4 protein-coding genes are annotated in these 13,020 nt (G+C 51.7%); all 4 read right to left on the reverse strand.

The window, feature by feature from the left end:
• Positions 1-256 precede the first annotated feature (256 nt).
• The 4 genes from M1D71_RS20770 to addB are packed head-to-tail and all read right to left on the reverse strand — an operon-like array spanning position 257 to position 12,835.
• The gene (locus M1D71_RS20770) at positions 257-3,676 is read right to left on the reverse strand and encodes an AAA family ATPase (protein WP_458123467.1); all 3,420 of its coding nucleotides are present in this window, start codon (positions 3,674-3,676) and stop codon (positions 257-259) included.
• Positions 3,673-4,857: an exonuclease SbcCD subunit D gene (locus tag M1D71_RS20775; RefSeq protein WP_458123468.1), complete on the reverse strand. Its 1,185-nt coding sequence runs from the start codon at positions 4,855-4,857 to the stop codon at positions 3,673-3,675. The genes M1D71_RS20770 and M1D71_RS20775 overlap by 4 nt, the downstream gene beginning before the upstream one ends.
• Before the next feature lie 59 nt (positions 4,858-4,916).
• Positions 4,917-9,335 carry a helicase-exonuclease AddAB subunit AddA gene (addA, locus tag M1D71_RS20780; RefSeq protein WP_458123469.1) on the reverse strand — a complete coding sequence of 1,473 codons (4,419 nt, stop codon included), beginning with the start codon at positions 9,333-9,335 and terminating at the stop codon, positions 4,917-4,919.
• Positions 9,332-12,835, reverse strand: a complete 3,504-nt coding sequence (gene addB, locus M1D71_RS20785; RefSeq protein WP_458123470.1) for a helicase-exonuclease AddAB subunit AddB — start codon at positions 12,833-12,835, stop codon at positions 9,332-9,334. Before addB ends, addA begins: the two co-directional genes overlap by 4 nt.
• Positions 12,836-13,020: the final 185 nt, after the last annotated feature.

Raw genomic sequence — 13,020 nt, forward strand, 5'->3', positions numbered from 1 at the left:
AAAATAAAATTTGTCGGCTTAACTGTAGTATAACAGCGAGATGAACCTGTATCTGTGATGTAACTCACTACGCTAAGTTATAAAAAGCAAGAAAAGAATTTTTTTTACAATAACATTCGATTCATCAAAAATGAAAGTCATTCTGACGACAGGTCTAGTCTCTAATAAACTTAAGTCCAGCGCCGTATTCTTCGACCATCTCGCAAAATCTTGGATCATGAGCCCGGCACATATAACAGATTATACATCTTGCTCTCTACAGGGTCTCCAAGACCACCCGCGAACCGCCTCCGCCTTCACCTGCCGGAATCACCACAAGCTTACGCGGCAAGCGTGCGCGCAGTTCAGGAACGTGACTGATTACACCGACAGCCAATCGGTCGTCATGCAGTTTTTCCAAAGACGTGATAACTGTATCTAATAGCTCCGGGTCAAGTGTACCGAACCCTTCATCCAGGAAGAAGAATTGAAGTGGGTACTGGCCTCGCAGCTGAATCTGGGCCGACAGTGCCAACGCCAATGACAATGAGGTCAAGAACGTCTCGCCACCTGACAACGTTGATACTGGTCGTTTGACTCCCCCATTGGCATCATCACAGATTACAAAACCACCACCGGAGTCCACCTCCAGTGAATAGCGTTGTTTGGTCAGGAAACGCAGACGCTGAGAAGCCGCATGACTAACCTGCATCAGTTGTTCTTCGGCAATATACTCGACAAAAGCATTGCCTCTGAACGCGGATTGAAGTTTGCTGAGCAGTTCGCCTTGACGGCCTACCTCCACCCGTTTGTTCTCCAGTTCGGTCCAGCGAACATGTCGCTGCTCTACATCCTCGAGATCACGTTCTGCCCGTGCTTTGGCACGAAGAGCCGCCTCATCCTCAGTCCTGACTTGCTGCAAACGTTCGGTACAGGCGAACCACTGTTCATCCGATACATTAGCACCACCCAACTTCTGTTCCAGTTCGCGCAATTGGGATGCCAGTTCACGCTCACGTTCACGGTGCTGCTGGATCTCCCCTTCCAATCGTTCCGCCTCCTGGGATGGAATCGCCGCGGACACGACAGCATCATCCGAGTCAAACGGAGATTGTTCCAGCAATTGCCGCCAGCGCTCCTGGGCCTGTTGCAAATGTTCTGCGGCCGAGACGGCGGCTTGCTGTGCCATGACATCTTTCTTGGTTGACTCCTGCTTCAGGGTGTCTGCTTCTTTGAAGCGTTGTGCCGACTCGGCAGCTGCTTTTCGCAGTCCATCCAGACGAACCTGAGCCGATGCAATCAGGTCTTCTACCCGCTGCTCCCCAACCCACTGACGCAAGCGTTCTTCCTTCTCGGCCAGCTGTTTGCTGTTACCCTGCCACTGCGTTTGCCACTGGATCAGTTGTTTGTCCAATTCAACCAGCTTCTGCTGGAGCGATTGGATGATCTGATCTTTTTCCTCAAGGAACGTCACGCTTTTGTTCAGACGTTCCTTGATGTCTTCGGCGCGCGCGTCGCGCTCCTGCATCGCCTGATAGAGGGCCTTGGCCTCCGCCTGAGCGATGCCCGGCAGTTCCGAGGCCCAGCGGCCCTGCAAGGCAGCCGCTGCGGCCTCGCTCTCAGCCAGCTTGCGCTCCGCCTGGGCGAGACCGGCACGGCCGGCCTCTTGGGCTGCTGCCGCTTCCATGCGGCGCTGCTGCGCGCCTACAGCCGCCTGCTGCAACGCGGCGGCTTCCGCCTGCAATGGCGCTGCTGCGCCAGCCAGCGCCTGCGCGGCTTCGCGCAGCGCAGCGGCACGCGATGCCCAGGCTGCCGGGGAGCGCCCGTGTTCGGGCGACCCGGCGGGCTCGGGCTCCGCTGCCGCAGGCGCGGCCTCGGCTGCGGCAGGAGCTTCGCCGGCCGCAGCGCCAAGCTGCGTCAGCAGGCTGCGACGTTCGTGCAGCTGCTGGCGCAGCCCAAAGCGCAGCTCCTGCAGCTCCGCGTGCAGGCTGCGCAGCAGTTCCAGGTCCGCATCGCCTGCGTGCGGATCTTCTCCCGGCGGCGCAGCCGGGAGCGGGTGATGCGGCGAGCCGCACACCGGGCATGGCTCGCCGCCCTTCAGTTCGGCGCGCAAAGCGGAGGACAGCCGGTGCAGCTCCTGCTCACGCATCGTGTCACGCAGCTGTTCCTCAGCAAGGGCCAGCAGGCTCTGTTCGCGGCTAATGTCCTGCTCACAGGCAAGCAAGGCCTCAAGACCTGCTGACGCCTGTTCTATCAGATGCTGACGCTGATCACTCAGGCGTCTTTCTTCCTCAGCCGCCGCCTTCAGCTTGTCGGCTCCCTGTTCTGCTGACTGCTTGTAGGATTGCATGTCAGCCTTGTTTTGCTGCAACTGCTCCGCGGCAATATCCACACGATGCTTCAGTTCAAGTGCAGCCTGAAGCTGCCTGCGTTCCTCTGACTTCACTTCATTCGACTTGAGGCTCTCCTGAAGTTCCTCACGCCGTTTGCGCCCGCGCTGCTGCAACTCCTTTTCTTTCTCAAGCTGCTGTCCCAGCGCAGTCTGTTCGCCCTGTCCCTGTTCCAGAAGCTGCGTGAGGCTAGAGCAATCCGCTTGAAGCCCGTCCCGTTCCCTTTGCAGCTCTTTCGCTTGTTCAAGTTGCTCCAGGCGCAACAGCAGTTTCGGTTCTTCCTCAGCCATTTGCGTACGTGCGATCTCGGCCTTCTCAGCTTCCTGAACGGACAGACGCTCATGTTCCAATGCTTGCTGGTGAGCTGTCTCTGCTATAGCCTGCCGTTGCTTCTGCATAGCCATAGCATCTCGAACCGTCTGCAACGCAGGCAGTATTGCATCTGCTGCTACGGATTGTTTCAGCCGTTGTTCGCCTGCCTCCATCTGTGGTTCCAGTGCTTTCAGCTTCTGCTGTTCATCTGTACGGGCCTGCCGTTCGTTACTTAACTCACGTATTTTACCCAGCTGTTCGGCTTCCTTCACCGCTTCATCCAGCGCTTTGCGAGACAATTCAGACTGTTGCACTGCGATTTGAAGAAGACGTTTGGTCTCTTCCAGTGTCTCCTTGCTGGCATTGCCAAGTCCCTGTTGCTCGGCAGCAAGAGATTGGTGAACCGTATCGTTATCCTTAACCCGCCGACTTAATTTGATGGCCAGCTGATCCCCATACTTCTCCAGATGGAATAAGCGTTGCAGCATCTGGCGACGTTCACTGCCTTTGAGTGACAAAAACTCGGCAAACTTCCCTTGCGGAAGCACGACTGCCCGTGTAAAATCATCCATTTTTAAACCGATCACATTTTCAACGCAGCGATTAACATCTGCCAATTTGTCGGCAAGTACCTGTTCTTCGCCATGAACTGTCTCTATGAATTTGCTGATCGTGTTACTCACGGATACTTCATTGTTTCGTTTGAAACGTCGCTCTACCCGAAATCTTCGAGTCCCCTCTGCTGACATCAGTTCGAATGTAAAAGCAACCGACAACGAATCCTCTGCATGATTCATAATGCCCTGCGTGCCGTTCACCGCACGTTCCACTTTTCCGTACATGGCGAGTGTGATTGCATCAAGCAAGGAAGATTTACCACTGCCTGTTGGACCGAATATACCGAATAACCCTGTCTCCGTCAGCACGGTAAAATCAATTTCCTGCATCTCCCGATAGCTTTGCAGTCCGGCGACTTTTAATAAAATCGGCTTCATCTTTCCTCGACCTCCTCACGCACACCCGGCTCATCTTCATCGACAAGTTCCAGGAAAAGCTGTACCAGGCTGTCTTCCGGTTGTGCGCCACCCGTCTGACGCTGATAGAATTTACGGAACAGTTCGTGGACCGGCAGTTCAGATCGTTGCTCCAAAAGTCCTGCTGCAGCCATCTCGGGATACACGGGTCGAATATGAATAATACCCTCATGTGATTTTCGCAGCTGCTGAATCTCCTTCAGAGACATCGCCTCGTCCAACCACACTTCCATGTCGATAAAAGCCTGCGGATCACGTCCCTCATCCAGCCAGCGATATACTTCCGCCAGACCACCACGCGCCTGCCAACGAACGAGCGGACGCCCGGACGTTAACAAGACTTCCTCTACCTGTGCAGCTCCGCCTGGTGCAAGATCAACCATCGTGACAGACTTGCTCTGCCCCGCTTCCGAGAAGCTGTAGGCCAGCGGAGAGCCACTATATCGAATCACACCGTCTCCCTTGACAGCCTGTGCACGATGAAGATGCCCGAGTGCCGTGTATTGCGCACCAGTCGATAAAGACGAAGGATCTACCGTGTAGGCCCCACCGATCTGAATCGGACGTTCCGAATCACTCTCAAGTCCGCCGAGCACATAGATATGGCTCATGGCCAAGTTCACAGTATCCGGGCGAAAAGAAGCTGCCAGACGCTGCATTAACATGCCTACCCGGTGGCTATATGCCTGACGAAGCACATTTTCATCCCCATCCGTTGTCAGCAATTCATTCAATCTTGCTTCAGAAGGATAAGGTAATGCCGCAATCTGTGCAGTCTCTCCGGTCCGCTGTGCATGGATGGTTACTGCTTCTGAAGTAGGCATGCCTACGAGTGTGATGCCCTGTCTGTTTACAAGCGGAGTCACAGAAGCCACCCGCTCTGGCTGATCATGATTTCCTGCAATCACCACGAGAGGCCTTCCGTGCTCCGTCAGACGTGCAGCCGCTTCATAAAAAAGTTGTTCCGCCGCTGCCGGAGGATTGACGGAATCATATACATCTCCGGCCATCAATATGGCATCCGCCTGCTGCTCATCAGCCAACCTGACGAGTTCATCAACGAAATCTTCCTGTTCACGCAGTCGACTTCGTCCTTCCAGCGTTTTTCCCAAATGCCAGTCCCCTGTATGCAAAATACGCATCGTCCGTACCACCCCTCTCCCATGTGAGATCCATGGTTCTGAATTCCAATCCGTCTCTTTTACAATTTCACTGCATGTCCACCGTCAAAAAAGTACAGCCATTTCCGGTCAACTTTCCGACCCAGTATATCTTCAATGGCCCGTCCATACAGATCCAGTTGGAAGCGATAATTTTTGGTGAGTTGATCCAAACCACCACGATGCTCCAATACTCGATCCGTCTTGTAATCAAGCAGGACAAGCTCGCCGTCCACCTCATACAGACAATCGATAATGCCCTGTACAAGCACCGTTTCGTTTTCAATCGTTGCCTGCATTTTGCGATCTTCATTTAGCATCTGCATATCTGAGTTCGCTGCACGTTCATGGAGCCATTCCACAGGGGACTGATGTGCCGGAAGTCCATACACAAACGGAATCTCCCGTTTTACCCACTCTGCACGCAACAGTTCTTTCCCTGGTTCTGTATCGAAGAATCCGACCAGTTCTTCAGGTTCGATAGCCTCCGCGTGATGGGACAGCAAAATCTGAAGCTCCACCAGTCGCCCAATTGTGTGCTCAATAAGCTGTGAATCAATGCCTGATCCATCTATAGGCAGATGCTGCATCAACGTATGATACACGTTCCCTCGTTCTGCCCCAGTCAGTTGTTTCTCCCCCATAAATTTGGGACGACGCAGGTGCAATTTGAAAGACGCACCCTCAGATCCCGCACCCGAAACGTTCACCGTACTGTTTGAAACTGACCCTAATTCAGCCTCATGCTCGATAGATTCAACGGATGCGCCACGTAGTACATGGATTGCTTCACCCTTGATGTAATTCATTCCTGAAGTGTTGTGATCTAATATTCTCTCGGACTGTTCTCCCAGTTCCTCCATCACCTCTACGGACTGGATGTCTTGCATCGCAAGTAACGTTTTCAATTCGGTCACAGATGTGCTGGCTGCTACTTGAGTTGCTGCTTCATAGGGATAAGTCCACGAAAGCCGTTGATCAACCTCGCGAATCAGGTGTGTCTCTTCTGCTTGAGAGATTCCTGGATCTGTACCTTCATCTCCAAAGTTTTGGTTAGCTACATTTTGTGCACTCTCCGTCAGCTCTTTTACAGTTGAGGATGGAGCCAACCTCACAGGCTGAACCGCTTTGAGCGCAGCAATTCGTTCTTTCCGCACCTCAGTCATCCCGTCTTCTTCTCCGAGTGTCTGATCCACCACATGGTCACGGGATACCTGATCGGCAGAAATAATAGAAATCGCCCATCGTGATTGATCATCTGCAAGACAGGCTGAGAATGAATCATTGCTTCCTGCAAGTTCACGCAGCACAGCCGCATCTGGATGTCTCATCAGGGATGGCCCAATCCAGTCCAGGTAGCTCCGTCCGGCAGCAAGCAGATAGTCCGGCAATGCCAGATCAGGGCTATCCTTGACCTGAGACCACGCCAGTGCTTTTTTCGATGCATCTTTTACGGTACCCAGCAAAATCATTTTCTCTTTGGGACGGGTCAACGCAACATACAGCACACGCATCTCTTCAGCAAGCAGTTCAAATTGGGCCCGACGACGAATCGCCAGATTGGCTAGTGTAGGATAGGCAACCCGGTTCTCACGATCCACAAACCTCGGACCAAATCCCAGTTCCTTATGCATGAGAAACGGTGCGTTCAGATCCTGCTGATTGAACATTTTGGATATGCCCCCGACAAAGACAATCGGAAACTCCAAACCTTTACTCCGGTGAATGGTCATAATACGTACGGCGTTGTCCTGCTCACCTGAACTACCTGCTACAGTTCCGAGGTCTCCCCCGTTTTCCCGCAGTCTGGAGACATAAGTCAGGAAGCGGAACAAGCCGCGATTCGCAGTTGATTCCTCATATTGTCGTGCGCGATCGTACAGTGCCTTAAGATTACTTTGACGTTGCAGGCCTCCTGGAAGACCACCAACCCAGTCCAAATACCCGGTTTCCCGATACATACGCCAGATCAGTTCACTTAGACTGCCTTGTCTCGCCTCAAGTCTCCACTGCTCCAATTGACGCATAAATCGGATCAACTTTTGCTCAAGCTCCGAGCCTGAAATCTCCGTTATGCCCATATCTTCGCTTGCGCTCCCGGTAAAACCAGCATCTTGAATTCCATCTGTATGCACACCGAATTCACATCCATCATCCAGGATCTCTGCCTCGACAGAAGCTGCTGTTTCCCGCTGTCCCTGTTCCATCTCTGACCAGGCTTCCGGCCACTGCAACTGGACCATATTGGAATCAGGATCGTTATCCTGCCGGGATTGTTGTACGGCATTCGTGGAGGAATCGTTCCATTCTCCAGCAGCTGATATAACCGCATCATAGAATGACTGTCTTTTGTCACCAAGACGAATCTGTGCCAGCTCCTCTTCGTCCAGTCCGACAATCGGGGAACGCAGCACTGAAGCGAGCGGTATATCCTGCCTTGGATTATCAACAAGCTGAAGCAGAGACATCATGATTTCCACTTCTGTAGCCTGGAAGTAGCCCTTGCTCTGTTCTCCTCCAGCAGGAATTCCCTGCTGTCTGAATTCCTCAATCATGAGCGGAGCCCACATCAAGGTCGAACGCAACAAAATGACCATGTCGCCGTAACGTGCCGGGCGCATCGTTTGCAGGGCTTTGTCATATACATGGAGCGCAGGCTTGTCCGTGTCCCCAACCATTTCACGAATACGCCTTGCAATCGCCCGTGCTTCCAACTGGGCTGTTTCGAGTTCGGCACTCTCCAGCTCTGCGGAGATCGATGCATCCCCATTCTCATCCGTACTCTCTGTCAGATCAGGCCCACCGCCCTGACGATCAATCAGCATGAGTTCAGGTGTATACGCCTCATCGCCAAGCGTCTCTGATGGGAACGTAGCCCCATATGCCAGCTGAGCTCGTTCATCGTAAGCAATCTCTGCCACGCCTTCGTTCATGAGTTGCCGGAATATCATGTTGACCGAATGCACGACTTCTGCACGACTGCGGAAATTCCGTGCAAGATCAATACGTTGGCCTGTACGACTCAGGCGATCTTCAACACTTCCATCCTCACGTGTGCTCGCTCCATACTGGCGATACTTGTTCATAAATAGACCCGGCTCAGCCAACCGAAAACGGTAGATACTCTGTTTGACATCACCTACCATGAATCGGTTACCCGGATTTTCTCTGGAGATCAGCTTCACGATATCTTCCTGAACCGTATTGGTGTCCTGATATTCATCGAGTAATACTTCATCGAACCGCGAACGGTACTCCATAGCCGCATCGGAAGGCATCGACAGTTCAGGCGTTGAATCCTCATGTCGCAAAATGTGAAGGCAGTAATGCTCCAGATCACTGAAGTCAACTTGCCCCCGTTCCTGTTTGGCCTGTCGATAACGTTCTCCAAATGTACTAACCAGCCTCGACAGTTCCTGCATGAGTGGCGCCGCCTGCTCCAGCTCCTGCCAGAACGAAAACGCAGTTCTTCCGAACAATGAACCTTTCAGGTCGGAAACTGCCTTTTTCGCAGCTTCACGGAGTTCCTTCACCTGATCCTGTAATGCCGGGTCCGTCTGATCTTTTTTGCAGGGTTTCAGTTTGCCAAATGCAGCGGGTTGAAACACTTCAGGCAACCTCTCCCATGGCATAACCTCAACCGCAGACAACAGCTCTTCCACCATCACCAGGTCCTCTTTTAACGTCTCTGCATATGGTGCCGGACCTTCAGGCTGCATGGAAATATGGATGCCTTGACGGAGCAGTCCTGCTGCACCACTTAAGGCAAGTGCCGCATCACGCAAAATGCTCTGAACCCATGCTGAGTGTCCAAGCTTCTCTACGCTTTCCACCTGAAAAGCGGATGCCATCTCTGAGAGCCAATGATCCGGCCAGGAATGACTGCGGGAGAAATCATACAATCGTTGCACAAGTCGATGCATGGCATCATCGTTTCGCTCTCCACTGAACCAGTCCACCAACTCACGGAATGTACTGCCTTCATCTTCTTCACCATACTTTTCCTCAAAGAGTTCTTCGAGCAATTCCTGCCGCATGATTTCCGCTTCATTTTCATTCAGGATACGGAAAGCCGGATTCAACGGAATTTGCTGATAGTAACGGCGAATGACTTCCATACAGAATGAATGCAATGTTGTAATAGATGCACGCCCAAGCAGCGACAGCTGCTTACGCAAATGTTCTTCTCCAGGCTGTTCTTCCAGCGCAAGTTCCAGCGCTTCCCGAATCCGTTGTTTCATCTCGGCGGCCGCCGCTTTGGTAAACGTGGCAACAAGTAAGCGATCCACACTGAATCCTTGGGAGGGATCTGCAATCTTGCGAATAATTCGTTCAACCAATACAGCTGTCTTGCCTGATCCCGCCGCAGCCGCAACCAGAATGTCTTCTCCGCTTTCGGAGATGGCACTCCATTGGTCATCACTCCAGAAGCTTCCTTCCGGTTTTGGCATATTCGTCATGATGTTTCCCCTCCCTTGGTGTGAGCTAACATATCCCAGATTTGCTGTTTGCCCGGTTTGGACAACAGGTTATATTCATTTCCTTCAATATTCTCATCAAACTGACAAACAGGCTTATACGGACAGAACGTGCACGCCACTTCCTGCTGAATACGATAAGGCTCAATGGCCACATCCCCATCCGTAATTCGGGTGCCAATCTCGCGGATATTACTCCGAACCGAAGCAAGCAGCGTATCCCATTGCTCTGGCGTAGCTACTGCAGCGCTGCTATAAAAACTGCCGTCTGCCTTAAGGGCAACCGGAATAATGGCTGAATACCCTTTATCCAGGGTGTTATCCATTTGCGCAATTGCATCCCGGTCCGCCAACAGCAGACCTTTCATTTTGAACCTTTTCAACAGTTCTTGTCCGGCCTGCTCCGATGTCAGGCCATTTGCGGATTGCAACAACGGGTTATGCACATGGAAATACAGCGTTCCTCCCGGCATAGCCGTTTCTCCAAGCCATTCCTCGGCAGCACTAAGCAACACCTCCAGATAGGTGAGCATCTGCAATGACAGACCATAGTACACTTCATGCAGCTTGAGATCCGTCTGGCTGGACTTGTAGTCAATGACACGCAATAGCAGACCGTTCTCTCCTTCTGCCACATCCACACGGTCAATCCGACCCACAATCTCCATCACACAGCCATTCTCCAGTTCAAATCGCAGAGGTGGCAGTGTTTTATCCGGTCCAAAATCAAGCTCCAACCCAATCGGTTCAAAACTTCCACGCCTGGACTGTTCACCGAGAATAACGGATGCCCGGCTAACAATGTCCTTCAACTTGCGGAAAATATAACCGTATCGCTTGGTGCTTAACAAAATCTCTCCTTGCAGTTGCGGTGCAATCTGCTCCACCGTTTGCTCGGCTTCCTTGCGACATTGGTCTGGAGTCAAGCTGCCCCAACTACGATTTTCTTCACGCAATCGCATAGCCAGTTGGCTCAATGCAGCATGAAACAGTTGTCCGATATCAGGAGCCTGAAGACGGTACAATTGCCGTTCTTTGAGGCGCAGCCCGTGCGAAGCAAAATGGGAGAACGGACAAGCTACGAACCGCTCCATTCGTGAAACACTCGTTCTCACCTCTGTGCCATACAATCTGCGACTGGTAGCTGTACGTAGGGGCAATGCCCGATTACGGTAAAAGATCGATCCCAGCAACCGCTCTAGCTGAGGTCTGCTTGTCTCCCGAGATACATGCCAATTGTAGACCGCCCACCACATTTCTGGAATGTCTTCTCCACGGCGCCATTTGCGCAATTGTCCAATGAGCGTAGACAGACTCTGACCCGGATGGGTGACATAGGACCAATGAGTTTCTTCCGAGTTCGTAACCGGTGGTTGAGCGAGCAATGGCTGTTCTTGTAAACCAAACATCTTCCGTACATGACGGACAATCTCGGAAGGAAGCAGTGTTTTTCCCTCATCATCAGCAACCGGATAACTCAGCCACAACTGGCTGCTTGCCGCTGTAAGTGCTGTATAGATCAGAAAACGTTCATCCAGCATCTGTCTTGTTGCTCCTGGTCCAAGCGCCACGCCTCTTTCTGTCAGCAACGATCTTTCCAGCTCCGTTAATACTCCATCCTCCTGAGGTACAGCAGGCAGTTCACCATCCACTGCACCGAGAATAAATACGTATTTGATATCCTGAAGACGTGTACGATCCATGGAACCGACCAATACCTGATCAAGTGCTGGTGGTACCAGACCCAGCTTCAGTTCGGTCAATCCGGTCTCGATCATCCCGGCAAATAGAGTGATATCCAGCCGTTCATTCCCCATCATATCAACCATCTGATCCAATAAATCCAACACAGCTCCCCACATCTGCCGATGTTCTCTCGACCGTTCGGGGTCACCTTGAGCCTTAGCTTCAGCAGACATACTCTCCAGTTTCCATGGAATCTCGGCCTCTTCCAGCAATCTGTATAGTGCCTCGCATTGGGCTTTGGCTGTCTTTGCCTTTTTCATTCGTTTCTCAAAAGCACCCATGGAATCTGTAATGACCGTTCGACAACTCTCCATTAAAGACAGCATCTGATCCCGTCCTCGACTACGGCCATCCTGACCATTGTCTTCAAGCGAAAGGCTTGGCACATATTTCCACGGTTTGCCGTCAGTCCAGCGATACCCATGAATACCACAAGCCAATACATAATTCTCAAGCTGGTCCATATCTTCACGGGTGATGGAACCATCACGCGGAAGCAGTAGGTCCGTTTTGACGCAGCGAAATACATCCTCGTAACGCCAGTGTCGACGAACAATGTCGAGTGCGGAACGGATAAACTCGGATAAAGGATGATGAAGTTCATTTCTTCTGCGGTCCAGAAAGACGGGCACGCCATAATCTCTGAATAACGGTTTAGCTATATCAGCGTAGGTATCCAACTGACGAACAAGTACGGCCATATCCCGATAACGCGCACCTTCGTTTTGCGCCAAGCGCCGCATCTCACGGAGTGCTCCCTCCATCTCAGCTCGACGGTTCTCAGCTGCGACCAATCGGATTCCGGAATCAAGGCCTTCACTTTTCCAGCGAATTCGGCGATCAAAGCCTGCCTCCAGATGAGCAAGTCCCGGACGATCCTTGTATCTCGGTGGAGTCTCCGAATCAAGTACAGTTGTATCGCTCGTTACACCCAGTTCTTCGGCCATTCCTTTGAGACGCGCGTAAGCACTTGCCGTGGGATAGAACAGCTCCAGTTCTCCAGGCAAAGCACCGTGATCATAAGGGCGATCCAATGTCAGGGCAATCGTCACGGAAGAGCATTGCAACATGAGCCGACCGATCACACTCATCTCCTGTGGCGTGAATCCCTGAAAACCATCAATCCAGATCTGGGCATCTTGCAGCAATGAACTTTCCGACAAACGCTCTGTCAGTTCGGTCAACGTGTCTTCATCATCAATATATAATTCGGTCAGTTCCTGTTCATAGTCACGATATATCAGATTCAAGTCATGTAGCTTATCCTCCAGAATCGGCGAAGAGGATGAAATATTCCATCCAGACAACCCTTCTTCCAGCAATGATGGATCAACTTCATAACGTTTAAATTCACTATATAAGTCATTTAATTCCCCTATAAAACCCAGCTGGCTGCCAGATGCACCAAATAGCTTCAATTCATCCTTACGGCGCTGGATGACTTTGTAGAGCAGCATCTTTTTGCCTTCGGCTCCGATTGGAATACGAGCAGAACCGCCTGCTTCCTGCATTATGCGGTAGGCTAAACGGCGAAAGCCGAGCACTTCTGCACGCATCGTACCTTTAATTGCTCCAGAAGACACCAATGCTTGCTCTGTTCGAAAGGAACTCTGTTCCGGAACGAGTAAAATCAAAGGTTTACCTTGCGGCTCCTTTTGAAGAAGGGATGTAATTTCCCGGGTAATCAGCGAGCTTTTGCCGCTGCCTGCCCGGCCAATAACAAAACGAACGGACATGTCTAATCCTCCAAACCACACGTACAAGATTTTAATTCCCAGTATAACATATCTGACTTGGTTCGGAACATACGTTTGCCACTATCCGGTAAAACCGGAGATCATCTCCGTTAACACAGCAAAACAGCAAAAAGCCCGCAGCTATTCACACTGTGGACTTTAGACTTGACCTATACTTCATTGGA

Source organism: Paenibacillus sp. Z3-2, assembly GCF_054161325.1.

Bases quoted from the DNA above. Each gene is read 5' to 3' on its own strand.
- addA (WP_458123469.1), bottom strand. From the start codon at position 9,335: ATGACGAATATGCCAAAACCGGAAGGAAGCTTCTGGAGTGATGACCAA.
- addB (WP_458123470.1), bottom strand. From the start codon at position 12,835: ATGTCCGTTCGTTTTGTTATTGGCCGGGCAGGCAGCGGCAAAAGCTCG.
- M1D71_RS20775 (WP_458123468.1), bottom strand. From the start codon at position 4,857: ATGCGTATTTTGCATACAGGGGACTGGCATTTGGGAAAAACGCTGGAA.
- M1D71_RS20770 (WP_458123467.1), bottom strand. From the start codon at position 3,676: ATGAAGCCGATTTTATTAAAAGTCGCCGGACTGCAAAGCTATCGGGAG.